Source organism: Nigerium massiliense (assembly GCF_000826085.1).
GTDB lineage: Bacteria > Actinomycetota > Actinomycetes > Propionibacteriales > Propionibacteriaceae > Propioniciclava > Propioniciclava massiliense.
Genome location: NZ_CCYM01000003.1, coordinates 1,026,928 through 1,051,128, shown reverse-complemented (window position 1 = coordinate 1,051,128; position 24,201 = coordinate 1,026,928). Strand labels below are relative to the sequence as shown.

Sequence of the window (24,201 nt, the reverse complement as noted above, 5' to 3'; positions counted from 1 at the left end):
TTCGCCTGTCCGTGGAAGACGGCGGCGCAGCGTTCCGCGGCCCCCGCGAGGCGGTCAGGTGCGCCCGGGAGGGCGTTTCGGTCGAGACCTCAGAACAGGGCGAGGGTGAGCACGAGCGCCAGGAAGGGGCCGGCCAGCAGCGCCGGCCCATAGGCGAACGGGGCGTCGGAGCCGGAGGCGAGCCGACGCGCCACGCTCCATACGGCGCCCACCAACGTGCCCAGGAACGCGCTCCAGAGCACGAGTTCGGCCGACGTCAGCGCCGTGACCGCACCGATCGTCGCCGCCAGCCTGACGTCGCCGTAGCCGAGCCCTCCCGAGACACGCCAGAACAACCAGAAGAAGCCGCCGGTCGCGAGCGCCCCGGCCGAGGACGCCACGGCGGGCAGTGGGGATCCCGTGCCGACGCAGGCCACGACGACACCGGCGGCCGCGATCGCGTAGCCGGCGTGGGCGAGGACGCGGGGAAGATAGGTGGTGCGCAGGTCGATCGCCACGGCCAGCACCGACACCGTTGTCAGCGCGGCCCACGCGAGCCAGTGCCAGGGCGTCACGGCTGCGGCCACCAGGGTCGAGGCCGCCGCGCTCGCCACCGTCACTCCGAACGCGAACCAAGGGGTCGCGAGCGTCGCGTAGGGGCGCTTGCCCGCGACGTCGGGGTCGTCCAGCGGCTCCGGCAGTCGCCTCAGGACGGGAATCGCCGCCCCTCCCGTGAGCGCCCCCGCGGCCAGCGCGAGACCGGCGTGGACGAGCTCCATGCGCGAACACTACGCCGGACACAGCGCAGGGGGCCCGGACGAACCGGACCCCCTGCGGGTGGCGCGGGAGGAGCCCCGCGGTGCGGGACTAGCGCTGCGCCTTGGTGAACCCGGCGGCCTGCGCGGCCTCTTCCGAGTTGAACCAGACGTCGGCGATGGTGCGGTCGTAGCCGTCCTTGCCCTGGACGTGGTACTTCATCGACCGCTCGTTGCCCTTGATGGCGAAGCCCTCCGGCGGCTCGTTGCCGACGTAGGAGCCCTCGCCGTAGGGGCTAACGACGAAAGGGTCGCTCTCGCCCTCCAGGGACCCATCGAGGTCGGAACGATCGGCATCGCCGGTCGTGGTGGGCGCGGCCGCGGGCTTGTCGTCCTTCGCGTCGAGCGAATCGCCGCCCTTGTCGTCCACCGTGTCGGCGGCGGTCGTGGTCGAGGTGCCGAAGGTGCTCGGGTCGACCCGGTAGCCGGCGCTCGGCTCGTGGGCCTGCCAGCCGGAGTCGGCCGGGGCGAGGAGCTTCTTGACGGCGAAAACAACCGCGCTCAGCAGTCCGGCGGCGAGGACGACCTTCAGGACGGTCCCCACAACGCTGCGGCGCTTCTGCTTCTTGGTGGTGGGGACGTCGATCTCGCCGGCGAGGGCGAGGCGCGCGGCGTTGAGGCGACGGGCGGCCTCCTGCGAGCGCGGATCCTGGGCGACCTCGTTCAGCGCGTCGTTGATGCGCGGCAGAACGTCCTTCTCGAGGCGCTTCCGGCCGGTGTCCACCAGCGGCTGAATGCGATCGCGAGCCTCATCCACATACGGCTGGACACGGTCGGCGGCCTGGTCGAGGTACGGCTGCAGGTTGCTGCGCGTGTCGCTGGCGAGCCGGGCGCCCTGCTTGCGCAGCTGGGTGCCGCGCTCGTCGACGAAGTCGTGGACGTTGTCGGCCAGATCGCGGGCCTTGGGGCCCACCTGGTTGGCGACCTTCTGAGCCTTGGGCGCGAGGGCGTCGCCCAACTCGGCCACGAGGTCGCCGGCCTGGTGCAGGGCGTCACGACCTCGCTCGGCGACGCTGTGGGTGTTGTCACCGACGTTGTCGAAGAAGTTCTTGCGTTTCACGTGTCCTCCATGGTTGACGTGTTGTCGCGTAATCGCGTGCGCTCCACCGTACCCGCGGCCGGACCAGGGCGACAGCGAGAATGAGCGCGCGTGATGATTCTGCAAAGATGGGTGGGCACGCTTCAGATCTTGACCGCAGAAAGCTTCAGATCTTGACCGCAGAAAGGAGCCGTCCGTGGCTCAGAAAGCTACGTTGCACACCAACCACGGGGACATCGTCATCGACCTCTTCGCCGAGCAGGCGCCCCACACGGTGGAGAACTTCGTCGGCCTCGCCGAGGGGACCAAGGAATACCGCGACCCCGAGACGGGCCAGGCCACCAAGGGCCGGTTCTACGACGGCCTCATCTTCCACCGCATCATCGACGGCTTCATGATCCAGGGCGGTGACCCGCTGGGCACCGGCACCGGCGGCCCCGGCTACCAGTTCGGCGACGAGTTCCACCCCGACCTGTCGTTCAACAAGCCGTTCCTGCTCGCCATGGCGAACGCCGGCCCCGCGACCAACGGCTCGCAGTTCTTCATCACCGTGGCGCCGACGCCGCACCTCAACTTCCGTCACACGATCTTCGGCGAGGTGGCCGACCAGGCCAGCCGCGACGTCGTGACGGAGATCGCGGGCGTCAAGACCGGCCGCATGGACCGTCCCGTCGATCCGGTCGTGATCGAGTCGGTGGAGATCTCCGAGTCCTGATCGAGCCGGGCTCGACGAGTCCAGCCCAACGTTGAGGGCCGCAGCGATGTGCTGCGGCCCTCGATCGTCTCCACGGCACCGGCTTGTCCCGTGGGCGGACCAGGCTGGGTTCCGGGTCAGTCCCCCAGGGAGAAAGCGGCCTCGAGGTCGTGCGAGCTGTAGGTGCGGAAGGCGATGTGGGTCTCGGTGCTGAGGATGCCGGGCACCTTGTTGACGCGGCCGGTGACCACTTCGGCGACCTGGTCGTGCGAGCGCACGCGAACCAGCGCGATGAGGTCGATGACGCCCGTCACCGAGTACACCTCGGAGACCCCGTCGAGGGAGGCCACCTCTTCGGCGACCTCCGGAATCTGTGCGACGTCGGCCTTGATGAAGACAATGGCGGTGATCATGGGCGTCATCCTAGGAGCTGCCTGGGCAGTTCGTCGGCGGGGACCCCGGAGTTGATCGGCCAGTTCCAGTCGCCCTCGACCGTCATGAGCCGGACGCCCGGACGTTCCAGCCACGCCGCGATGCGCTCGGTCTCCTCGATGAGCCCGGCCGGCAACGGGGCGTGCGGCCGGGCGACCGTCTCGGCGACGCGGACGGCGTCCCGCGCGACGGCCTGGGGCACCTCGCCCCGCCGGGCGAAGGCGGACGCGGCGAGGCGTCCGAACCTGATGACGTGGATCTCCCAGCCGCCGTCGGCTGCGTAGGCGGCCACGATCTCCGGGCACCTGGCCAAGGACGCGATGCGCTGGAACCTCAGCGACGAGCGCAGCAGGGCCTCGGCCCGGATGGTGAGCTGTCCCGCCTCCTCGAAGCGCTCCTGCTGGACGAGCGTGCGCAGCCGGCTGCGATTGGCCTGCAGGACCGGCCGGATGTCGCGCGTCAGCCCGTCCCGCACGGCCGCGGCGACCTCGGCGTACTCGTCGACCGTCACGCTCGCGTCGCACGGGCGGCAGCACCGACCCATCTCGCCGAGCGCGCAGGCCGTCCGTGGCTTCCTGGGGGAGAGCCGCTCGGTGCACTGGCGCAGCGGGTAGGCGTCGTAGACCCCGAGCAGCACCTGCTCGGCCGCGGTGCGTCCGCCCATCGGGCCGAAGTAGGACGCGCCGTCGTCCCCGACCTTGGTCACGATCGACAGCCGCGGGAACGCCTCGTCGGTCAGTTTGAGCCACACCTGCCTCTGCGGGAACTTGGAGCGGCGGTTGTAGCGCGGGGCGTGCCGGGCGATCAGCCGGAGCTCGAGCACCTCGGCCTCCAGCGGGGTGCGGCACACCGTGGCTTCGACTCCCGATGCGATCCGCACCATCTCTTCCATGCGCGGCCGCTTCTCGGACGCGGTGAAGTAGCTGCGCACGCGGGTGGCGATGTCCACGCTCTTGCCGACGTAGAGCACCTCGCGTCGGGGGCGTCCGTCGGCGTCGCTGAGATCGGCGTAGAACTGGTAGACGCCTGGCTTGTGGGGAAGGTCGTGCGCCCAGACACGCTTGGCGCGCCGCTCGGGGGAGACGCCGCGGGTGAACTCGCCGAGGTCTTCCAGCGTGCTGACCCCGAGATTGCCCACCCGCTCCAGCAGGCCGTGGAGCACTTCGACGGTGGCCCGGGCGTCGGTGAGAGCGCGATGGTTGGGCGCTTCGGCGACCCGGAAGTGCCGAGCGAGGGTCGCGAGCTTGCAGTTGGGCACCTCGTCGCGGGTGAGGACGCCGCGGGCCAGCCCGACCGTGTCGACGACGTCGGGGTGGTCCCACGGGTAGCCGCGGCGCTCGCATTCCCTGCGCAGGAAGCCCACGTCGAACCGGGCGTTGTGGGCGACGATGACGCAGCCCCGCGCGAACTCCAGGAAGGCGGGCAGCACCTCATCGAGGGCCGGAGCGGTGGCGACCAGGGAATCGGTGATGCCCGTCAGCACCGAGATGAGCGGTGGGATGTGCACATGCGGGTTGACCAGCGATTGGAACTCGCCGAGTGTTTCGCCGCCGCACACCTTGACCGCACCCACCTCGGTGATCGTGTCGTCCGCCGAACTGCCCGTGGTCTCGAGGTCGACGACGACGAACGGGACGGTCGCCAGGTGGCGGCCCAGGTCGGTGAAGGACGGCTGGAAGGAGGCGGTCGCGGTCATGGGCGAGACGCTAGGCGCCGCCACCGACAGTTTTGCGTCGGGGTGCTGACGGGATCCCTGTGCGAGGGGCGGTGACGGAGGAGAGCGGCTGGGACGCCGAAAATGTCGGAGCCTGCTGTCAGGGTCGGGCCATGGACACGATGATCGTTGATTGCGGCCGGTGCGAGGTTCGCGGGGCCGCGTGCTCCGACTGCGTCATCTCGGTGCTGCTGGGCGTCCCGGGTGAGAGCGGCGCGCCCGAACTCACGGGGGAGGAGCAGCGGGTGCTGCAACTCTTCGCCGGGACGGGCATGCTGCCGCCCCTGCGGCACGTGCGGGCGCAGTGAGCTCGTCGGTGGGGAGCAGCGCTCTCATCGCAGAGGTCAGTGGGCGAAGCGGTTGCGCAGGAGCTTTCCGATCGGCCGAGCGAGCACGCCGATCAGGAGCATGCCGAACATGCCCGCCCAGCCGAGCGGCGTCCAGACGACAAGCACGAAGCACACGAGCAGTGCCAGGAGGGTCGCCACCGTGGCGCCGAGTCGCGTCCACTGTCCGGGTGACGGGGCCTGGATGTCGGGACGGCGCAGCGTCTCGATCTGGATCCAGCCCAGCGCGACGGCGATCAGCACGAAGTTGCCGAGGTAGACCGCTGCCTGCACGGGGTCGTCCCTGAACGCGATCGTGATGCCGGTGGTGACGGGCATCAGCACGATCGCGAGGATCCACAGGAAGTTGGCCGCGAGCATGGTTCCGGTGAAGCGGCGCACGTCGCGCATGGCGCCGTGGTGCATGGTCCAGTAGGCGGCGACCAGCACGAAAGACATCAGGAAGCCGGTGATCGCGCCCTGGTTCTCGTCGAGCCACACGGCGGTGGGCACCCGCAGATGCGTCCGGGTGGCCTCCGAGACCGACTCCATCAGGGGCAGCACCAAGAGCGTCAGCGCGATGGCCACCGCGGCGGCGGTGAAGGCGATGATCCTCTCGGTGCCGGTCTGGTGTGAGGCCGGATCGCCGGGTTCAAGGGGTGCGTCTGGGCTGTCGGGTCACGGCGAACACGCTAGCGTCCCCAGACGTGAACAGCGGATGAAGGGAGGGTCACCCGTCTTGGCTCCCGCTCAGGATTTCCTTATCCTTGTTGGCGGACCAGTTCTCGGCTCGCCGCCCCTGATCGACTCCCCCGATCGGGCTGCATCGCGCCGCTTTTCCCCCGAAGGAGTCTGGGTGTCTCGACCCCGTGCGGTACTGCTCGCTGCGGCGAGCGTGACCCTGGCATCCGTCCTGTCCCTGGGCTCGGTGCCGACCATCGCCCATGCGGACCCCGCCGCCGTCGCGGCCGCGCGCCAGAAGGCCGCCAAGGCGACGGAGGCCGTCGCGGCCGCCCGCGCCGAGCTCGACCGGCTCGACGTCGAGGCCAGCGGCATCGAAGAGGACTACATGCAGGCCAAGCTGCAGGTGCAGCAGAGCCAGCAGAAGGTGGACGCCCTCAAGGCCGACATCGCAGCGCAGCAGAAGAAGACGGACGCGCTGGCCGCGCAGGTGCGCGACCTCGCCCGCGCCGACTTCCAGCAGCAGGGCCTCGACACCACCACGAAGATCTTCGTCAGCGGCGACCCCGACTCGTTCCTGAAGGGCATCTCGACGGCCAGCAAGGTGGGCGAGAACACCAACGCCCTGATCCAGCGCTACCAGGCCGAGCAGGCCAACCTGTCCGACCTGCGCCGCGCCGCGGACGTCGAGCTCGCCAACAAGGCGAAGAACTCCAAGCGGCTCTCCGACCTGTCGAACCAGTCCAAGGCCAAGGTCGCGCAGGCGTCCGCGGTGCTGAACAAGCTGAGCCAGGCCGAGCGTGCGGCACTCGCGGAGCAGGAGCGTCGCGAGGTCGAGGAGCAGCAGCGTCTGGCCGCCGAGGCGGCCGCGCGCGCCGCCGCCCAGCAGGCCGCGGCGCAGAAGGCGGCGGCCCGCCAGGCGGCGGCGCAGCAGGCGACCGTCCCGCAGGCGGGTCCGCAGGCGACGTCCCAGGGCGCGGCCGCGAGCACGGCGACGCGTCCCGCGAGCGCTGAGGTCAGCGCTCGCGCGGCTGCGGCCGTGAGTTTCGCTCGCGCCCAGGTCGGCAAGTCGTACGTGTGGGCCGCCGCGGGGCCCGACTCCTTCGACTGCTCCGGCCTGACCCTGATGGCCTACCGCTCGGCCGGGGTCTCGCTGCCGCACTCCTCGCGCATCCAGTTCAGCATGGGCACCCCGGTCGCCAAGCAGGACCTCAAGCCGGGCGACCTGATCTTCTGGTACACCCCGGTGCACCACGTCGGTATCTACGTCGGCGACGGCATGTTCGTCCACGCCCGCAACACGCGCGTCGGCGTCGTGATCCAGTCGCTGGATTCCTACGCCGCCCCGTTCTCCGGCGCCCGTCGCTTCCTCTGAGTCTTTCTCAGCATCTGCCCCCGACACGCGGCGCCGGCCGTCGCGTGTCGGGGGATTTGCTTGTCCGGGGGCTTTGCTTGTCTGCGGTTTTGCTTGGCTGGGGCTTCGCTTGTCCGGGGCGCCGGCCCCGCGGTAGCTGCCGCGTCATCGCGGCGTGATCAGGTGTGACCCGAGGTTGATAACGCCGCCGCCTCGGGCCCTCCTGTGAGACCGCTGTGTGGCTTCTTCGAGACGAACTCTCAACTTTCCTGAGCGATTCTCGCCGTTCATTCAGAGTTCGTCCGAAAAGTGAATGCCTCTGACTAGGTCAAACGAGTAGGAGGGCGCCGCTTCGTTCGGCAAAGTGCTGTCAACTTCCGCATCGGGCTCGATTTTGTTGAGAGATTCGCTTACTCTTTCTCAGGAACGTCCCAGGAACCTTCAGCTTCCCCGCGCTGTGCGTCCTGAAACTGCGGATGTCCGAACTCCCGCTTGACCACATCCCTTGTCCTTTGAAGGAGCGTGACTACTCGTGTCCCGCAGCCGTAAGTTCCTGGTTTCCGCCGCCGTCGTCTCCCTGACCTCCGCCCTGTCGATCACCGGGTTCTCGTCGCCCGAGGCCGTCGCCGCCCCCGCCCCGGCCCCCTCCATCGAGAAGGTGAAGGCCGACATCGCCCGTATCGAGGGTGAGTCCAAGGCGATCGAAGAGAACTACGCCGAGCAGGCCATCAAGGTCGACAACGCGACCGCCCGCCTCAATGTCGCCCGCAAGCAGGCCGCCGCCCAGCAGGCCGAGGTCGCGAAGGTCGACGCCAAGGCAAAGGCCGCGGTCGCGGCCGCCGTCTCCCGCTTCTCCACCAAGGGCGCCGATGCCGCGGTCGTCCGCGAGTTCACCGTCCAGGCCGACAAGCTGGCGCAGCTGAACAACGCCGCCGCCGCCCAGGCATCCGGGGTCGCCGCCGCCAAGCAGACCCTCGGCCAGCTCGCCGCCCAGGGCGACGCGAAGGCCGCCGAGGGCGACAGCCTGCTCAACAGCCTCTCGCCCGAGAACCAGAAGGTCCTCGAGGACGAGGCGGCCACCGAGCGCGCTCGGTCCGAGGCCACCGCGTCCGAGCAGCAGGCCGCGATCGCCGACGCCGCGAAGGTCGCCGCGCAGGGCGGCGTCCAGGCCGATCAGCTGGCCGGTGCCGCCCAGGCCACCGGCGCCCAGTCGCTGAGCATCGCCAGCAACATCAAGGACGCCCGGATGCGCAAGGTTGTTTCCTACGCCCTGTCCCGCGTCGGCAAGAGCCAGTACGTCTGGGGCGCGACCGGCCCGTGGCGCTTCGACTGCTCCGGCCTCATGCTGGCCTCCTACCGCCAGATCGGCGTGGGCCTGCCGCACTCCTCGCGCGTCCAGGCCAGGCGCGGCCGCTGGGTCTCCCGCTACGCCATGAAGCCCGGCGACCTGATCTTCTACTACAGCCCGATCAGCCACGTGGCCATGTATGCCGGCAGCGGCTACATCGTCCACGCGCGCAACACCCGCGTCGACATCGTGCTGCAGAAGTTCGCCGCCTACCCGGCCAAGTTCAACACCGCCCGCCGCATCGTCGGCTGACGCCGCTTGATCGACGGACCTGTGCGCCGCCGCTCCCTGCTGGGGGCGGCGGCGCTCGTCGTCCTGGGCGGCTGTGCCTCGGGACCCGGGCGAGGGGCGCCATGGGGCGCTTCGGTGACTGCTGCGACCGGGCGGCCGGCCGTCCCGTCAGGCGGAAGCGGCCGCGGGGTCGATGCCACGGCGTCGACCGGCGGCTCCTCGCTCGGGGCGCCGTCGGACGAGCGGGCGCGTGCCCTCGCCGCGGCGCTGGTCGCCGCGCTGCGCTCAGGGGACGAGGCCAGGTTCGCCCGCGGCTTCACCGCCGGTCCCATGGCGGCCCTGGGCGCGCGCCTGTGGCGCAACTGGCGGGCGATGCCCGTGGCGGACATCGTCGCCGCCGGGCCGGAGCTCGAGGTGCGCTGGGCCAGCCCCGGCGAGGCCGTGCCAGCGGGGGAGCGGCTCGCGGTGCTCGTGGCCTCGGATGGTGCCATCGGCGCGCTGCGCGGGAAGGGCGTCACGCCGCTGTGGCTGGGCGATGAGGTCACGTTCACGCCGGGGGTGCGCGGCGGGACGCTCGCCTCGACCCGGGTGCCCCGGGACGTCGTGGCGGGCTGGTCGTCGGCCGCCGACCGGGCGGCGCGGCACGTCTCCGCGCGGCTGGACGCACCGGGCTGGGACGGGGCGCTGTCCCTCGTTTTGCCCGCGGACGCCGCCGCGATGGCGCGAGCGACCGGGCGTCCGCTGGAGGAGGCGGCCGGCACGGCGGCGACGACCGTGGCGAGCTCCTCGGGGCCGCCTCGCATCGTGGTCAACGTGACCTCCGTGCGCCCGGACGCGCGGGCCGGGTTGCTGGCGCACGAGGGCGTCCACGTCGCGACGCGATCTGCGGGCTCGCCCGCGCCGCTGTGGGCGGTGGAGGGGTTGGCCGAGTCCGTCGGCACCGAGCTCGACCGCGCGCAGTCCGCCCGCAACGCCGAACTGGTACGCCGCCGCGTGTCGCGCGGCGTGCCGGCAGCGCTTCCCACGCCCGAGGAACTCGCCGCCCCCGGCGTAGACGGCGAGACCGCCTACGCGCTGGCCGAGGTGGCCGTCGAAGCTCTCATCGCCCGCGACGGCCGGGCCGCGACGCTGGCCTGGATCGCCGAGCCGACGCGGCGTCCCGAGCCGCGCGACCCGCTGGGGGCCTACCGGGCCGCGCTGGGCTGATCGCGCCGCCTCTTGTCGCGGGCTACCAGGCGGCGCTCGGCTGGGCGTCCTCCCGGCGGGCGGGATGGCCGGCGATGAAGTCCAGCGAGCGCTCGGCGATCAGGTCGGCGTCCCAGTCGAGGGTCGCCACGTGGAAGCTGTTCAGCAGCGTCACCTCGTCGATCTCCATCGAGGACGTCTGCCGCCGGATCAGCTCCGCGGACGACGGTGGCACGACGTGGTCGATCGCCGAGCGGAACAGCAGGATCGGCGCGGTCACCAGGTCGAGGTAGGGCCGGACGTCGTTCCACAACAGGTTGAGCTGGTGCCCGGCGCGGACGGGCGTGCGTTCGTAGGCCTTCTCCGAGATCCCCGGCTTGGCGATGTCGTTGGCGATCGCCGGCTGGGACTTCATCACGTGGTGCAGCGGCCCGGCGAGCGGCAGCAACCGGTTCGCCGACGTCAGCGCCGGGTTGACGAGCAACAGCCCGGAGATGAGGTCGGGGTGGCGTTCGGCCAACCGCAGGGCCAGCGCACCGCCCATCGACAGCGCCGCGACGAACACCCGCGCGCACGACCGCGTGAGCGTCAGGAACTCCCGCTCGGCGGTCGCGTACCAGTCGATCCAGTCGGTGCGGGCCAGCTCCTGCCACGTGGTGCCGTGGCCGGGCAGCCGGGGGACCGCGACCGTGTGTCCCGCCTCGGCCGTCCGCTCCGCCCACGCGCGCATGGCGTGCGGGCTGCCGGTGAACCCGTGGAGGAAGAGGACGCCGGTGTCGTCGCCGGGCTGGTGGAACGGCTGGGCGGAGTCTTTGAGTGCCATGGCGACATGCTAGGGGGTTGGTTTGTAGTGTTGTCCCGCTCTAGGAGGTGGTCGCCAGTGTGGTACTGGTTCTTCAAGTTCGTCCTTGTCCGGCCGGTCGTGACGTTGGGCTGGCATTCCCGCGTCGAGGGGCTGGAGAACGTCCCGCGGCACGGAGGGGCGGTACTCGCCAGCAACCACGTCTCGGCGCTGGACACCCTGGTGATGCCCGCGCTCATGAAGCGACGCGTCACGTTCCCCGCCAAGGCCGAGCTGTTCGCGGGAAACCGCGGCTTCCTCTCGAAGGTCATCGCGTGGTTCCTGAAGGCGATCGGGCAGGTGCCGCTCGACCGGTCGGGTGGCCGAGCGTCCATGGCCGGCATGGAGCCGGTGCTGGAGGTGCTGCAGGAGGGCCACCTCGTCGGCATCTACCCCGAGGGAACCCGGTCGCCCGACGGCCGCCTCTACAAGGGCAAGACGGGGGTGGCGCGCATGGCGCTGGCCGCGCGGGTCCCGGTTATCCCCATCGCCATGGTCGGCTCCGAGGTGTCGCGCAAGGTGCTGGGCATTCCGTGGGCCGACCACCCCGTCGTCCGCGTCGGGAAGCCGCTGGACTTCTCCCGCTACGACGGCGCCGAGGACGACCGCGCCGTCATCCGCTGGGTCACGGACGAGGTGATGGCCGCGATCCAGGAGCTCGGCGACCTGACCTACGTCGACGCCTATGGGACGTCGGTGAAGTACGGCAGCATGAGCGCCGAGGAGGCCGACCGCCGCATCAAGGAGCGTCCGGGGGATGGCAAACCGGCGCCCGAGCCGCCCGCGCAGTCCTGAGGAGCGCCGCGGCCGTCCGCTGCGAGATGAACAGCCCGGCCCGGGCCGGACGGCTCGCGTAAAGTGTCGCGCGTGTCTGACCTGATCCCCACGCTCGAGCACCTCCGTTCCATCGGCGCCGCCCAGCAGCCCACCTACCCGGACGCCGCGGCGGTCGGGCGCGTCGTCGCGGAGCTGCGCCGCCGCCCACCGCTGGTCTTCGCGGGCGAGGCGGACGCGCTGAAGAGCCGCCTCGCGGAGGCGTCCGCGGGACGCGCGTTCCTGCTGCAGGCGGGCGACTGCGCGGAGACGTTCAGCAACGTCCGTGCGGCCTCCATCCGCGACACGCTGCGCGTGCAGCTGTCGATGGCGATGGTGCTGCAGTATGCGGCGCAGGTGCCGGTGGTGAAGGTGGGACGTATCGCCGGCCAGTACGCGAAGCCGCGCAGCAGCGACACCGAGACCCGCGACGACGTGACGCTGCCGTCGTACCGCGGTGACGCGGTCAACGGGCTCGCGTTCACCCCCGAGGACCGCGTGCACGATCCGAAGCGGCTCGTCGAGGTGTACAACATGTCGGCCGCGACGTTGAACCTCGTCCGGGCGTTCGTTCAGGGCGGTTTCGCCGACCTGCGCAGCCTGCACTCGTGGAACTCGGCGTTCGTCCGCAACTCCAACGTGGAGGCGCGCTACGAGGCGCTGTCGGCCGAGATCGAGCGGGCGCTGGCGTTCATGGTCGCCTGCGGCGTGGACGACGAGGCGTTCCACACGATCGACTTCTACGCTTCGCACGAGGCGCTTCTGATGGAGTACGAGCAGGCGCTGACCCGCATCGACTCGCGCACCGGCCTGCCGTACGGAACCTCCGGGCACATGCTGTGGATCGGCGAGCGCACCCGCCAGCTGGACGGCGCGCACATCGACCTGCTGCGCCGGTTGCGCAACCCGCTGGGCCTCAAGGTCGGCCCGAAGGCCGCGCCGGAGGACGTCGTGGCGCTCGCCGACGCGCTGGACGCCGACCACGAGCCCGGACGCCTGACCGTGATCGCCCGGATGGGCGCCGGCAAGGTGCGCGACGCGCTGCCGGCGATCATCGAGGGCGTCGAGGCGTCCGGCCACGAGGTCGTGTGGGTGTGTGATCCGATGCACGGGAACACGTTCTCGACGTCGAACGGCTTCAAGACCCGCGCGTTCGACCAGGTGCTGGAGGAGGTCAACGGCTTCTTCGACGTGCACGAGCAGCTCGGCACGTGGCCCGGCGGCATCCACATCGAGCTGACCGGTAGCGACGTCACCGAGTGCGTCGGCGGCGTCGATGACCTCGCCGAGCAGGACCTCTCGAACCGCTACGAGACCGCCTGCGATCCGCGCCTCAACCGCAACCAGTCGCTCGAGCTGGCCTTCTACGTGGCCGAGCGGCTCAACAACGACCGCATCAAGCGCGGAAGCAACCCGGTGCAGGCGTTCGAGGCGGTCGAGCTCGCGTGATCGACCTGCGCAGCGACACCGTCACCCGACCCACGCCGGGCATGGTGGAGGCCATGGCGGCCGCGGCGCTGGGCGACGACGTCTACGCCGAGGACCCGACGGTCAACGCGCTGGAGCAGCGGGTGGCCGCCCAGTTCGGGCTCGAGGCGGGACTGTTCTGCGTGAGCGGCTCGCTGTCGAACCAGCTCGGCGTGTGGTCGCTGGTCGAGCCCGGCCAGGAGGTGCTCTGCGACGCGGGCGCGCACATCGCCCGAGCCGAGATGGGCGCGCACGCCGCCAACGCCGGCGTCACCATGCGCACCTGGGTCACCGACGACGGCGTCGCCGAGCTCGCCCAGATCGAGCAGTTGCTCAGCCCGGACGCCGGCCCCTACCTCGTCTCGACCGGCGCGGTCGAGCTGGAGAACACCCACAACTTCGGCGGCGGCACGATTCAGCCGCTCGAGCACCTGCGCGCGGTCTCGCGGCTGTGCCGGGACGCCGGCGTCGGCCTGCACCTCGACGGCGCCCGCATCTGGAACGCCGCCGTCGCCACCGGGGTGGATTTCGCCGAGTACGGCGCGCTGTTCGACACCGTCAGCGTCTGCTTCAGCAAGGGCCTCGGCGCCCCCGTCGGCTCGATGCTGCTCGGCTCGGCAGAGACGATCGCCCGCTGCCGCGTCCAGCGCAAGCGCCTGGGCGCGGGCTGGCGGCAGGCCGGCGGGCTGGCGGCCGCGGCGTCCTATGCGTTGGATCACCACATCGACCGGCTCAGCGACGACCACGCCGCGGCCGGCGTGTTCGCCGAGGCTGTCGCGCGGTACGCCCCCGAGGCTCCCGCCGCGCCGCAGACCAACATCGTCGTTGTGCCCACCGGCGGACGTCCGGCCACCGAGGTCGTCGCGCGGGCGGCCGAGCAGGGGGTGGCGCTGTCCGTGGTCGGCGGGCGCCGCGTGCGAGCCGTGACGCACCTGGACGTCAACCGCGGCGACTGCGAGCGCGCCGGCGAGATCGTCGGCCGCCTCCTCGCCGAGGACTGATCCGGGGCCGGGACGGCTCGGCCGTCCTCAGTCGAGGCAGAACTCGTTGCCCTCGGGGTCCTCCATCCAGATGAACCCCGCCTCCATGGCGTCATCGGCCTCGACGCGGCGCACCTGGCGGGCTCCCAGCGCGACGAGCCGATCGGACTCGGCCTGCAGGGTCGCCATCCGCTCCTCGCCGCGTAGCCCGGGGGCTGCGCGGACGTCCAGATGCAGGCGGTTCTTGGCCGTCTTCGGCTCCGGGACAGCCTGGAAGAACAACCGCGGGCCGGGCTCGCCCTCCGGCGGGACGGCGGCGCTGCGCGTGTGCCGCTCCGACTCCGGGACGCCCCACGCGTCGAGCGCGTCGTCCCAGCTGGCGAACTCCCCGGGCGGCGGCTCGAGGCGGTAGCCGAGCACCTCGCACCAGAACGTCGCCTGGGCGTCCACATCGGCGCAGTCGATCGTCACCTGAACCTCGCGCAGCCTGGTCATTCGTCGCTCCCCTCGTCGGTGGTCGTGCCTCAGTCCACCACCTGCCGGGCCCAGGGACCAGACCGCGCGGGTGTCGGGCGGGCGAACCGCTGGTCACAGGGGACGGGCGGGGTGAGACTGGGGGCATGAAGATCACGCATCTGGGGCACGCGGCCGTCCTCGTCGAGGTGGACGGCAAGCGCATCCTCTTCGATCCGGGCGCGTTCAGCGACGGTTGGCACGGGCTGACCGACCTGGACGCCGTCCTCGTGACCCACCAGCACCCCGACCACATCGACCCCGAGCGCGTCCCCGGCCTGCTCGCCGACAACCCGCAGGCGCTCGTGTACGTCGAGCCGTCGGTCACCGAGAAGGTGCCGCTGGAGCGGGCCGAGCCCCTCGCCGCGGACACCTCCATCGATCTCGGTTCGGTGCACGTGGACGCCGTCGGCGGACTGCACGCGGTGATCCACCGCGACATCCCGCGCGTCGGGAACGTCGGCCTGGTGCTGAGCTGCGAGGGCGAGCCCACCCTGTTCCATCCCGGCGACTCCCTGGCGACCGTGCCTCGGGGCGTCGACGTGCTGGCGCTCCCGGCGATGGGGCCGTGGGCCGCGCTGAAGGAGCATGTTGACTTCGTCCGGGAACTCGGCGCGCCGCTCGGCTTCCCGATCCACGAGGCGCTGCTGAACGAGCGCGGGCTCGGGCTGATCGGGACCAACATCGACAAGCTGACCGACCTGGACTGGCACGACCTCACCTCCGGCGAGCCCTGGACGCCGGCCCTCGACTGACCCGAGGGGGCGGCCACGGGCGCCGATTCGTCGGCGCTCCCGCCGCCGGGTAGTGTGCGGGCGACGGGTGCGCCGAGCGTGCGGTTCCGGCCCCTGTCCGGCGTTGTCGCCGCCACGTTGGCGCGCACGCCGTAAGGCGCCGCACGCACGGTCGTACAGTCAGGAACCCCCATGGTCGCAGCACCCGTCGAGGTGGGCATCGGGCCCGTCTCTTCATCCGACGTCGTCGCCGTCGCCCGGCACGACGCCCCGGTCCGCGTCAGCGCCGAGGCGATGGACGCCGTGGCCGGCACCCGCCGGCACATCGAGGCGCTCGCCGCGTCCGACCGTCCCGTCTACGGGGTGTCGACCGGTTTCGGCGCGCTGGCCACCCGGCACATTCCCGCGGACCGGCGCACCCAGCTGCAGCAGGGGCTGATCCGGTCGCACGCCGCGGGCTCCGGGCTGGAGGTGGAGCGCGAGGTCGTCCGCGCGCTCATGCTGCTGCGCCTGTCGACCCTGGCGACCGGGCGCACCGGCGTCCGTCCGGTGGTCGTCGAGACGTACGCGGCGATGCTGAACGCGGGGATCACCCCCGTCGTGCACGAGTACGGGTCGCTGGGCTGCTCGGGCGATCTCGCGCCGCTGGCGCACTGCGCGCTGGCGCTGATGGGGGAGGGCTACGTCCGGGACGCCCGCGGCGAGCGCCGGCCGTCCCGCGAGGCGCTGGCCGAGGCCGGGATCGAGCCGGTCGTGCTCGCCGAGAAGGAGGGGCTGGCCCTCATCAACGGCACCGACGGCATGCTCGGCATGCTCGTGCTCGCGTGCCACGACCTCGGGATGCTCTTCACCACCGCCGACATCACGGCGGCACTCTCGGTGGAGGGGCTGCTCGGCACCGACCGGGTCTTCGCCGAGGACCTCGCGGCGCTGCGTCCGCAGCCCGGTCAGGCGGCCGCCGCGGCGAACATGAGGCTGCTGCTGCAGGGGTCGCCGCTGGTGGAGAGCCACGAGGGCCCGGACGGCCCGATCGTTCAGGACGCCTACTCGCTGCGCTGCGCCCCCGCGGTCGCCGGCGCCGGACGCGACACGCTCGAGCACGCCCGCCGCGTCGCCGCGAACGAGCTGGCGTCCGCGATCGACAACCCCGTGGTCACGCTCGACGGCCGGGTGGAGAGCAACGGGAACTTCCACGGCGCGCCGGTCGCGTACGCGCTCGACTTCCTGGCGATCGCGGTCGCCGACCTGGCGTCGATGAGCGAGCGGCGCACCGACCGCTTCCTCGACGTGAAGCGCAGCCACGGGCTGCCTCCGTTCCTCGCCGACGACCCGGGCGTCGACTCGGGCCACATGATCCTGCAGTACATGCAGGCCGGGGTCGTCGCCGAGCTGAAGCGGCTGGCCGTCCCGGCGTCCGTTGACTCGATCCCCAGCTCGGCGATGCAGGAGGACCACGTCTCGCTCGGCTGGCACGCCGCGCGCAAGCTGCGCCGCGCGATCGACGGGCTGGCCCGCGTGCTGGCGGGCGAGGCCCTGACCGCCGCCCGCGGGCTCGACCTGCGCGCGTCGTCGCCCGCCGACGCCACCGCGGCCGTGCGCGACCGGATCCGGGAGGTGGTCGCCGGGCCCGGGCCAGACCGGTTCCTGTCCCCGGAGATCGAGGCGGTCGTCGAGCTGGTGAAGTCCGGCGCGCTCGTCGAGGCCGCCGAGAGCGTCACCGGTCCGCTGCTGTAAGTCGCTGGGCAACCCCGGACGTCCGTGGGAGTCGGTCCAGCAGCGCGGGCAGGACGTTGATCGCGGAGGACGACCCCCGGCCGTCCGTGGGAGTCGGACGTGGGGTCAACGCCCCTGCAAACGCCGGGTGATCTCCTGCGCACCGGCGACCACGGCGTCCACCAGCGGGCCGGGCTCACGCAGCGCGACGCGGGAGCGCCAGGTGCAGCTCACGGCCGCGATCGCCTGGCCGTGCAGGTCGAACACCGGGGCGCCCGCCGAGCGCAGCCCCGGGGTGACGAGCTCGACCTCCTCCGACCAGCCGCGCCGGCGTTCGGCCTCCAACTCGGCCAGCAGCTCGGCGGCCGACCGCGGGCCGCGTCCGGTGCGTGACGTGAAGTCCGCCGGCCGGGCAAACAGCGCCCGCACGGTCGCCGGGCCGAGCTGGGCGAGGATCGCGCGTCCGTTCGCGGTCAGGTGCGCCGGCAGCAGGACCCCGATCTCGGTGACCAGCGTGGGTTCCAGGTCGGACTCGCGCGGCGGGTGTTCCTTGGCGAGGTACAGCGTGTTCGCGCCGCGCAGGATGCCCAGGTGCACCACGATCTCGTGCCGAGCCGCGATGCGCGTCAGCACCGGACGGGCGGTCCGCTCGAGCTGCTCGTGCCCGGTGAAGGAACTCGCCAGCCGGTACGCTGCCGCGCCGAGCGCGTAGCCGCGCGCCTCGGGGACGTGGAGCACGAACCCGCGCTCGGTCAGCGCGGTGAGCAGGTGGTAGAGGCTCGAGCGGGGCAGGCCCAGGTCGCGGGCGAGCGTGGCCGCGGGCACGGTGCCGGTGCGTTCGGCCAGGTAGGTCAGCACGTCGAGGGCGCGTCCCACCGCGGGTGATGCGCTCGACTCGGCCATCGCCCGACGGTAGCAGCGCGGGCCGGCCAGGCGTCAGGACGGTCGTGCGTTCGCCGCGGCGTGTGTGCGCAGGGCCTCGTCGATCAGCCGTGCCGCCGTGCGCGCGGTGCGGGCGTCCACGTCGAAGCGCGGGTTCAGCTCCGCCACCTCCAGCAGCCCGAGCTTGCCGGACGCCGCCACCGCGCGCACGGCCGCGCGGACTGCGTCCAGGCCGATGCCGAAGCCGGCCGGCGCGCTGACGCCGGGCGCCACGCAGGCGGGCAGGGCGTCCAGGTCGATGCTCAGGTGCAGCCGGTCGACGTCCGCCAGCAGGGGCGTGAGGAAGGCGCGGACCGCGTCGGGCGTGCAGGAGTCGTCCTCGAGGAAGGGGACGCCGAGCGCGGCGGCGGCGTCGAAGAGGACCCGGGTGTTGTTGGCGCGGCTGATGCCGACGACGGCGTAGCGGACGTCGCGCCCGGCGGCGGCCTCCGCGGATGCCATTTGCAGGAAGGGGGTGCCGGAGCTGGGCAGCTCGTCGGCGCGCAGGTCGAAGTGGGCGTCGATGTTGAGGACGCCCCACCGCTCGCCGGGCCTCCCCGCGAGGTGGGCCGCCCACCCCCGGTAGCTGCCGTAGGCCACGGCGTGCCCGCCGCCCAGCACCACCGGGAGCGAGCCGGCCTCGAGCACGCGCGCCACCACTGCTCCGAGGCGCGCCTGGCCGGCCTCGAGGTCGCCGTCGGCGACGACGACGTCCCCGGCGTCCGCGAGAGCCAGCCCGGGATCGGCCAGCGAGGCCAGCCCGCCGCGCAGCGCCTCCGGACCCTCCGCGGCGCCCACGCGTCCGCCGTTGCGCCGCACTCCTTCGTCGGACGCGAACCCGATCAGCACGGCGTCCGCCCGCTCGAGGCGGGGCTCCGGCGGCCAGCCCGTCATCACGGTGTGCCAGCGGGCGTGCTCGGGGCCGGGTCCGTCGTCGCGTCCCGACCAGGCGCTCGGCGGGCGGTCGGTCGCGGCGTCGTGGGTGGCTACGGCGGGGTAGCGGTCGTCAGGGCCGGCCATGCCAGCGTCCCTCCTTCATCGCGGCGCGCACCAGCGGGACCCCCGGCCGGTACGCCAGGTGCAGGTGCGTCGGGGCGTCCAGCAGTGCCAGGTCGGCCGACGCGCCCGGGCGGAGCACCCCCACGTCGTCGCGGCGCAGCGCCCGCGCCCCGCCGGCGGTCGCGGACCAGAGCGCCTCGTCGGGCGTCATCCCCAGGTCGCGGACGGCCACGGCGATGCAGAACGGCAGCGACGTCGTGTAGGACGTCCCGGGGTTGCAGTCCGCGCCCAGCGCCACGGTGACGCCGGCGTCCAGCAGAGCGCGGGCGTCCGGGTAGCGGTTGCGGGTGGAGAAGTCGGCGCCCGGCAGCAGCGTCGCGACCGTGTCGGAGGAGGCCAGCGCCTCGATGTCGGCGGCGTCGGTGTGGCAGACGTGGTCGACGGACGCCGCGTCGAGCTCGACGGCCAGCCGCACGCCCGGTCCCTGGGTCAGCTGGTTCCCGTGCACCCGGACGCCGAGCCCTGCCGCCTTCCCGGTGGACAGGACGGCGCGGGACTGGTCCTCGTCGAAGGCGTCCCGCTCGCAGAACACGTCGATCCAGCGCGCGTGCGGCGCACAGGCCGGGATCATCTCGTCGATCACCATCGCCACGTAGTCGTCCGGCCGGCCGGCGAACTCCGGGGGCAGGACGTGCGCGGCCAGCAGCGTCGCCTCGTCCGCGTGGCCGGCGGCGATGCGCACCGAGCGCTCCTCGTCGCGCACGGTCTGGCCGTAGCCGGATTTGCACTCCACCGTCGTGGTGCCCTGGGCGAGGTATTCGGCGACCAGCCGGTCGACGTTGGCGGTCAGCTGCGCGTCGGACGCGGCCCTGGTGTGCGCCAGCGTCGTCCGGATGCCGCCGGCCGCGTACGCCTGCCCGGCCATGCGGGCGGCGAACTCCTCCGCGCGCTCCCCGGCGAACACGAGGTGGCTGTGCGACTCGACGAAACCCGGGACGACCGCGCGCCCGCCGGCGTCGGTCCGGCCGTCCGCCGGGTTGCCCCGAGCCTCGGACGCCGCGCCGACCCACGCCACCCGGCCGTCCTGGACGACGATCGCCGCGTCGGTCAGCACGCCGAGGCGTCCGCGGCCCAGCGCCGGGTCGTTGGTGACCAGGTGGCCGATGTTGTCGACGAGCAGCGCCGGGGCGGCGTCCATCTCAGCCCTCCCGCATCGGGATGCGGACGCCGCGCTCGCGCGCCACCTCGGCGGCGTGCTCGTAGCCGGCGTCCACGTGCCGCATGACGCCCGTGCCCGGGTCGTTGGTGAGGACGCGCTCCACCTTCTGCGCGGCGAGCTCGGTGCCGTCGACGATGCACACCTGGCCGGCGTGGATCGAGCGGCCCATGCCCACCCCGCCGCCGTGGTGGATCGACACCCAGCTCGCCCCGGACGCGGTGTTGAGCAGGGCATTCAACAGCGGCCAGTCCGCGACCGCGTCGCTGCCGTCGGCCATCGCCTCGGTCTCGCGGTAGGGGGACGCCACCGAGCCCGCGTCGAGGTGGTCGCGCCCGATCGCGAGGGGTCCGATCTCGCCGGCGGCCACCATCTCGTTGAACCGGAGCCCGGCCCGGTGCCGCTGGCCGTAGCCGAGCCAGCAGATGCGGGCGGGCAGGCCCTGGAAATGGACGCGCTCCCCGGCCAATTCGATCCACCGGCGCAGGTGGTCGTCCTCGCCGAAGAGTTCCAGGATCGCGGCATCGGTCTTGCGGATGTCCTCGGGATCGCCGGACAGGGCGGCCCAGCGGAACGGCCCCTTGCCCTCCTCGAACAGGCCGCGGATGTAGGCCGGCACGAAGCCCGGAAACGCGAACGCCCGGTCGTAACCGCCCTTGCGGGCCTCGTCACGGATGGAGTTGCCGTAGTCGAAGACCTCGGCGCCGGCGTCCGCGAACTCCACCATCGCCCGGACGTGCCGCGCCATGGACGCCCGGGCGTCCTGGGTGAAGCGGGCAGGGTCGTCCGCGGCGCGCTGAGCCATCTGTTCGACGGAGTAGCCGAGCGGCAGATAGGCGAGCGGGTCGTGGGCGGACGTCTGGTCGGTCACGACGTCGATCGTGATGTCGCCCGCGCGATGCCGCTCGAGCAGCGCCGGGACGACCTCGGCGGCGTTGCCCAGCAGCGCGATCGACAGCGGTTGACGGGCGGCCTTTGCCTCGTTGGCCAGCCGGATAGCGTCGTCGAGGTCGTCGGCGGCGACGTCGCAGTAGCGGTGCGCGATCCGGCGCTCGATGCGGGACGGGTCGCACTCGACGCAGATCGCGACGCCGTCGTTCATGGTGACCGCCGGCGGCTGCGCCCCGCCCATGCCGCCGAGCCCCGCGGTCAGGGTGATCGTGCCGGCCAGGCTGCCGCCGAAGCGCTTGTCGGCGACCGCGGCGAACGTTTCGTACGTGCCCTGCAGGATCCCTTGGGAGCCGATGTAGATCCACGAGCCGGCCGTCATCTGGCCGTACATCATCAGGCCCTTGGCCTCGAGCTCGCGGAAGTGTTCCCAGGTGGCCCAGTCGCCGACCAGGTTCGAGTTCGCCAGCAGCACCCGCGGAGCCCACTCGTGCGTGCGGAACACCCCGACCGGCTTGCCCGACTGCACGAGCAACGTCTCGTCGTTCTTCAGCGTCCGCAGCGTCCGGACGATCGCGTCGAACGCGTCCCAGCTGCGCGCCGCGCGTCCGCTGCCGCCGTAGACGACGAGCGCGTCGGGGTGCTCGGCGTTCTCGGGGTCGAGATTGTTCATCAGCATCCGCAGCGCGCCCTCCTGCTGCCACCCCAGCGTGTGCAGCTCGAGCCCGTGCGGCGCGTGGATCTCGCGGGGTCCTCGTCCGGTGAGGGCGTCGGACATCGTCGTCTTGCCCATGGTTCCTCCTTCGTCGCCACCAGCATCGCCGCAGGTGGGGCAGCTGGAGACGATGTCGTCGGCGAGTCTCGGATCCGAGACGGGTGCGCGGCTGGAGCCGCGCGACGTGCCGCTTCAGCGTCAGAGGAGCGCCCTGTCCGATGACCGGGCTTTTTGGGCCAGCGGTCTTCCGGTCATAACGGGATTATCCTGCCACTAGCGCATGGCCAAAAATGCTCCGGTCGGCAAAGGGCGTTGTCGCAGCGGTATGCACGGAACGCGGTTTCGCGCTGGGGGCAGGATAATCCCGTTATGACCGCGAGTCCGCGAGGTGCGGGACGGGAACAATGCACAGAGGCTGCGGGAGGGAAATGCCCAGAGGCCGCGGGAGGAAAGGGCAGACGCGGGAGGGAAAGCCCAGAGGCGCCGACGCGAAAGCCGAGAGGCGTGGGAGCGAAAGCCCAGAGTGGCGCGCGGGAGGGACTCAGTACGACGGACGCGCACCGCGGCCATCACGCCCCGGACATCGGACATCGGACATCGCCAGGTAGCCCCGCGCCAACGGCCACGGTGGCAGGCTGGGCACAGCAGAGTCCGCTGGCCGTGAATGGCCACCTGACCGGCAAGGAGAATCGATGCCCACGAAGACCGCCGACGCGGGGGAGCGACCATGACCGAGACCAACCAGGAACCGCTCGTCGCCGAGCAGGTCGAGCTCTTCGCCCGCGCGGGCTCCGAGGACGCGCTCGAGGCCGCCATCGCACAGGCCGTGCCGCTGTTCCAGGCGAGCCATGGGTGCCGCGGCTTCTCGCTGGAGCGGTCCCTGGACAACCCCACCCATTACCGGGCCACGATCCTGTGGGAGACGCTCGACGATCACCTCGTCGGCTTCCGCGGCAGCCCGGCGTTCGGACGCTGGCGCGAGCTCGTCACGCCGCACCTGACCGAGCCGCCGAAGGCGGAGCACTTCCAGGACGCGTCGGCCGGATTCTGACTGACAGCCGGATTCTGACCGACAGAGGCGAGGCCGTCCGGCTCAGCCCCGCGCGCCGCGGGACACGACGAGCCGGACGGTTGCGCCGCGTTCGAGCGTCCCGGCCGGCGGATTCTGGGTGAGGACGGTGCCCTTGGGCGCGGCGTCGGAGTACTGCTCGGCGGTCAGGACGCGCAGGCCGAGATCCCACAGGTCGCGGCGCGCATCCTGGAACGGGCGACCACGGACGTCCGGGACGCTCACCGTCGTCGCATCCCGGGCCGTGCCGCCGGGCGCCGCGGAGGCGGTGGCGGGAGGGCGTCCGGCCTCGGCCGAGAGGTCCCCGGGCAGCAGCTGGCCGACGCCGAGGACCAGGCCGATCACCAACGCCACGGTCGCGGCCAACACGCCCGCTCGGCGTCGCCGGTGCACCGGACTGTGCTGCCACTGCGACGGGGGAGGAAGGCTCGGCAGCCCGCGCGTCGCCGGCGACACGGGCGACAGCGGGCCGGGGCGCCCGTCGGAGTAGTACGGGACGCCGTCGGTGGCGAGCTCGAACGACGGCGACACGGGGAAGCTCGGGGTGAACAGCACCTCACGCGCGGCCGTCGCGCCGGAGGAGCTGACGAGGGGACGGCGACCGTCCCGTCCGCGCGGGGCGCTCGGCCGCGTGGCGGTCAGCGCCTTGGCGAGCACGGGGTCGTCGCCATCACCGCGGCCGAGGGCGGCGCGGGCCCGGCGCAGGTGCTCGGCGAACAGATCGGCGTCCTGCGGCCGGCCGCGCCGCTCGCGCGCGGTGGCGGCCTGCACGAGGGCGTCCACGTAATCAGGGATGCGCCCCGTCGTGAGCGCCGCGGTGGGCGCCTGAGACGGCGGCGGGACGTCGTGGTGGACGTGGCGGTACGCGACGTCGACCGGCGAGTCGCCGCGGTGCGGCTTCTTCCCGGTCAGCAGCTCGTAGAGCATGATGCCGAGGGAATAGACGTCGCTGCGGGCGTCCGCGCGGCCCCGGGTGACGAGCTCGGGCGCGATGTAGGACACCGTGCCGATCACCACCTCGCCCTCGGCGGCGGGCGTCGTCTCAGCGATGAGCTTGGCCAGCCCGAAGTCGGCGACCTTGATCTCGCCGCGGTCGGAGATGAGGACGTTCTCGGGCTTCACATCGCGGTGGACGAGGCCGGCGGCGTGCGCCGCGCCCAGGGCGCTGGCCACGGGCTCGAGCAGGTCGATCGCCCGGCGCGGGTCGAACGGCGCCTCGCGGGTGATGACCTGGCGCAGCGTGCAGCCCTTGACGAGTTCCATGACGATGTAGGGGTGGTCGCCCTCGACGCCCTGGTCGAAGACCGACACGACGTGCGGGTGCGACAGCAGCGCCGCGGCGCGGGCCTCGGCATCGAACCGGCCGGCCAGATCCGCGTCGCCGTCAAGCCCATCGCGCATGATCTTGACCGCGACGATGCGCGAGAGCCGGGTGTCGAAGGCCTCGTAGACGGTGGCCATGCCGCCACGTGCCACCCGCCGGACGACCTCATAGCGGTCGCCCAGTATCTGTCCCACGGCGGGATCGTGGGTG

General features: G+C 72.2%; 23 protein-coding genes. 11 read left to right on the top strand and 12 right to left on the bottom strand.

Features of this window, described 5'->3' with window-relative positions:
• Nucleotides 1-89 precede the first annotated feature (89 nt).
• Complete coding sequence (locus BN1187_RS11320) at nucleotides 90-758, bottom strand: prepilin peptidase (protein WP_052462629.1); 669 nt, start codon at nucleotides 756-758, stop codon at nucleotides 90-92.
• 88 nt (nucleotides 759-846) lie between these two features.
• Nucleotides 847-1,854 carry a sunset domain-containing protein gene (locus tag BN1187_RS15140; RefSeq protein ID WP_040161786.1) on the bottom strand — a complete coding sequence of 336 codons (1,008 nt, stop codon included), beginning with the start codon at nucleotides 1,852-1,854 and terminating at the stop codon, nucleotides 847-849.
• A gap of 175 nt (nucleotides 1,855-2,029) precedes the next feature.
• Here BN1187_RS15140 and BN1187_RS11310 point away from each other — a divergent pair, with 175 nt between their 5' ends.
• On the top strand, nucleotides 2,030-2,548 hold the full coding sequence (locus tag BN1187_RS11310; RefSeq protein WP_040161784.1) for a peptidylprolyl isomerase: 519 nt from the start codon (nucleotides 2,030-2,032) through the stop codon (nucleotides 2,546-2,548).
• Between the two features lie 116 nt (nucleotides 2,549-2,664).
• Here BN1187_RS11310 and BN1187_RS11305 read toward each other — a convergent pair whose 3' ends face one another.
• Nucleotides 2,665-2,940 carry an Lrp/AsnC family transcriptional regulator gene (locus BN1187_RS11305; RefSeq protein ID WP_040161782.1) on the bottom strand — a complete coding sequence of 92 codons (276 nt, stop codon included), beginning with the start codon at nucleotides 2,938-2,940 and terminating at the stop codon, nucleotides 2,665-2,667.
• A 5-nt stretch (nucleotides 2,941-2,945) separates the two neighbouring features.
• Nucleotides 2,946-4,655, bottom strand: a complete 1,710-nt coding sequence (locus tag BN1187_RS11300; protein WP_040161781.1) for a DEDD exonuclease domain-containing protein — start codon at nucleotides 4,653-4,655, stop codon at nucleotides 2,946-2,948.
• A 131-nt stretch (nucleotides 4,656-4,786) separates the two neighbouring features.
• On the opposite strand from BN1187_RS11300, the gene BN1187_RS11295 reads away from it, so the two are divergent.
• A complete protein-coding gene (locus BN1187_RS11295) occupies nucleotides 4,787-4,981 on the top strand; it encodes a hypothetical protein (RefSeq protein WP_040161780.1) in 195 nt (64 codons plus the stop codon).
• 36 nt (nucleotides 4,982-5,017) lie between these two features.
• Here the strand turns inward: BN1187_RS11295 and BN1187_RS11290 are convergent, their stop codons facing one another.
• Nucleotides 5,018-5,608 (bottom strand): TMEM175 family protein, encoded by a 591-nt coding sequence (locus tag BN1187_RS11290; protein WP_261795332.1) that lies wholly within the window; start codon nucleotides 5,606-5,608, stop codon nucleotides 5,018-5,020.
• A 247-nt stretch (nucleotides 5,609-5,855) separates the two neighbouring features.
• On the opposite strand from BN1187_RS11290, the gene BN1187_RS11285 reads away from it, so the two are divergent.
• The 3 genes from BN1187_RS11285 to BN1187_RS11275 all read left to right on the top strand — a co-directional run bounded on the left by BN1187_RS11285 (nucleotide 5,856) and on the right by BN1187_RS11275 (nucleotide 9,819).
• The gene (locus BN1187_RS11285; protein WP_157754772.1) at nucleotides 5,856-7,055 is read left to right on the top strand and encodes a C40 family peptidase; all 1,200 of its coding nucleotides are present in this window, start codon (nucleotides 5,856-5,858) and stop codon (nucleotides 7,053-7,055) included.
• Between the two features lie 511 nt (nucleotides 7,056-7,566).
• On the top strand, nucleotides 7,567-8,634 hold the full coding sequence (locus BN1187_RS11280) for a C40 family peptidase (RefSeq protein WP_040161778.1): 1,068 nt from the start codon (nucleotides 7,567-7,569) through the stop codon (nucleotides 8,632-8,634).
• Nucleotides 8,635-8,748: 114 nt separating this feature from the next.
• Nucleotides 8,749-9,819 (top strand): hypothetical protein, encoded by a 1,071-nt coding sequence (locus BN1187_RS11275; protein WP_040161776.1) that lies wholly within the window; start codon nucleotides 8,749-8,751, stop codon nucleotides 9,817-9,819.
• Nucleotides 9,820-9,841: 22 nt separating this feature from the next.
• Here the strand turns inward: BN1187_RS11275 and BN1187_RS11270 are convergent, their stop codons facing one another.
• Complete coding sequence (locus BN1187_RS11270; protein WP_040161772.1) at nucleotides 9,842-10,621, bottom strand: alpha/beta hydrolase; 780 nt, start codon at nucleotides 10,619-10,621, stop codon at nucleotides 9,842-9,844.
• Between the two features lie 57 nt (nucleotides 10,622-10,678).
• Here BN1187_RS11270 and BN1187_RS11265 point away from each other — a divergent pair, with 57 nt between their 5' ends.
• The 3 genes from BN1187_RS11265 (at nucleotide 10,679) to BN1187_RS11255 (ending at nucleotide 13,920) form a co-directional block, all read left to right on the top strand.
• The gene (locus BN1187_RS11265; protein ID WP_040161769.1) at nucleotides 10,679-11,434 is read left to right on the top strand and encodes a lysophospholipid acyltransferase family protein; all 756 of its coding nucleotides are present in this window, start codon (nucleotides 10,679-10,681) and stop codon (nucleotides 11,432-11,434) included.
• 72 nt (nucleotides 11,435-11,506) lie between these two features.
• Nucleotides 11,507-12,901 carry a class II 3-deoxy-7-phosphoheptulonate synthase gene (locus BN1187_RS11260; RefSeq protein ID WP_040163104.1) on the top strand — a complete coding sequence of 465 codons (1,395 nt, stop codon included), beginning with the start codon at nucleotides 11,507-11,509 and terminating at the stop codon, nucleotides 12,899-12,901.
• Nucleotides 12,898-13,920 (top strand): threonine aldolase family protein, encoded by a 1,023-nt coding sequence (locus tag BN1187_RS11255; RefSeq protein WP_040161766.1) that lies wholly within the window; start codon nucleotides 12,898-12,900, stop codon nucleotides 13,918-13,920. Before BN1187_RS11260 ends, BN1187_RS11255 begins: the two co-directional genes overlap by 4 nt.
• A 27-nt stretch (nucleotides 13,921-13,947) precedes the next feature.
• On the opposite strand, the gene BN1187_RS11250 is transcribed toward BN1187_RS11255, so the two are convergent.
• Entirely contained in the window at nucleotides 13,948-14,394 is a 447-nt protein-coding gene (locus BN1187_RS11250; RefSeq protein ID WP_040161764.1) for a VOC family protein, read from the bottom strand.
• Nucleotides 14,395-14,519: 125 nt separating this feature from the next.
• On the opposite strand from BN1187_RS11250, the gene BN1187_RS11245 reads away from it, so the two are divergent.
• A complete protein-coding gene (locus BN1187_RS11245; protein WP_040161762.1) occupies nucleotides 14,520-15,167 on the top strand; it encodes an MBL fold metallo-hydrolase in 648 nt (215 codons plus the stop codon).
• Between the two features lie 171 nt (nucleotides 15,168-15,338).
• Nucleotides 15,339-16,880 (top strand): histidine ammonia-lyase, encoded by a 1,542-nt coding sequence (gene hutH / locus BN1187_RS11240; RefSeq protein ID WP_040161759.1) that lies wholly within the window; start codon nucleotides 15,339-15,341, stop codon nucleotides 16,878-16,880.
• Nucleotides 16,881-16,985: 105 nt separating this feature from the next.
• Here hutH and BN1187_RS11235 read toward each other — a convergent pair whose 3' ends face one another.
• From BN1187_RS11235 to hutU, 4 genes are read right to left on the bottom strand one after another with little or no spacing between them, the layout of a single operon-like run.
• Nucleotides 16,986-17,762, bottom strand: a complete 777-nt coding sequence (locus tag BN1187_RS11235; protein ID WP_040161758.1) for an IclR family transcriptional regulator — start codon at nucleotides 17,760-17,762, stop codon at nucleotides 16,986-16,988.
• Between the two features lie 33 nt (nucleotides 17,763-17,795).
• Entirely contained in the window at nucleotides 17,796-18,800 is a 1,005-nt protein-coding gene (hutG, locus tag BN1187_RS11230) for a formimidoylglutamase (protein WP_040161756.1), read from the bottom strand.
• Nucleotides 18,787-19,977 carry an imidazolonepropionase gene (hutI, locus tag BN1187_RS11225; RefSeq protein ID WP_040161754.1) on the bottom strand — a complete coding sequence of 397 codons (1,191 nt, stop codon included), beginning with the start codon at nucleotides 19,975-19,977 and terminating at the stop codon, nucleotides 18,787-18,789. The genes hutG and hutI overlap by 14 nt, the downstream gene beginning before the upstream one ends.
• Before the next feature lies 1 nt (nucleotide 19,978).
• Nucleotides 19,979-21,676: a urocanate hydratase gene (gene hutU, locus BN1187_RS11220; RefSeq protein ID WP_052462627.1), complete on the bottom strand. Its 1,698-nt coding sequence runs from the start codon at nucleotides 21,674-21,676 to the stop codon at nucleotides 19,979-19,981.
• Between the two features lie 649 nt (nucleotides 21,677-22,325).
• Here hutU and BN1187_RS11215 point away from each other — a divergent pair.
• The gene (locus BN1187_RS11215; RefSeq protein WP_040161752.1) at nucleotides 22,326-22,649 is read left to right on the top strand and encodes a putative quinol monooxygenase; all 324 of its coding nucleotides are present in this window, start codon (nucleotides 22,326-22,328) and stop codon (nucleotides 22,647-22,649) included.
• 42 nt (nucleotides 22,650-22,691) lie between these two features.
• On the opposite strand, the gene BN1187_RS14365 is transcribed toward BN1187_RS11215, so the two are convergent.
• A complete protein-coding gene (locus BN1187_RS14365) occupies nucleotides 22,692-24,185 on the bottom strand; it encodes a protein kinase domain-containing protein (RefSeq protein WP_072042056.1) in 1,494 nt (497 codons plus the stop codon).
• Nucleotides 24,186-24,201: the final 16 nt, after the last annotated feature.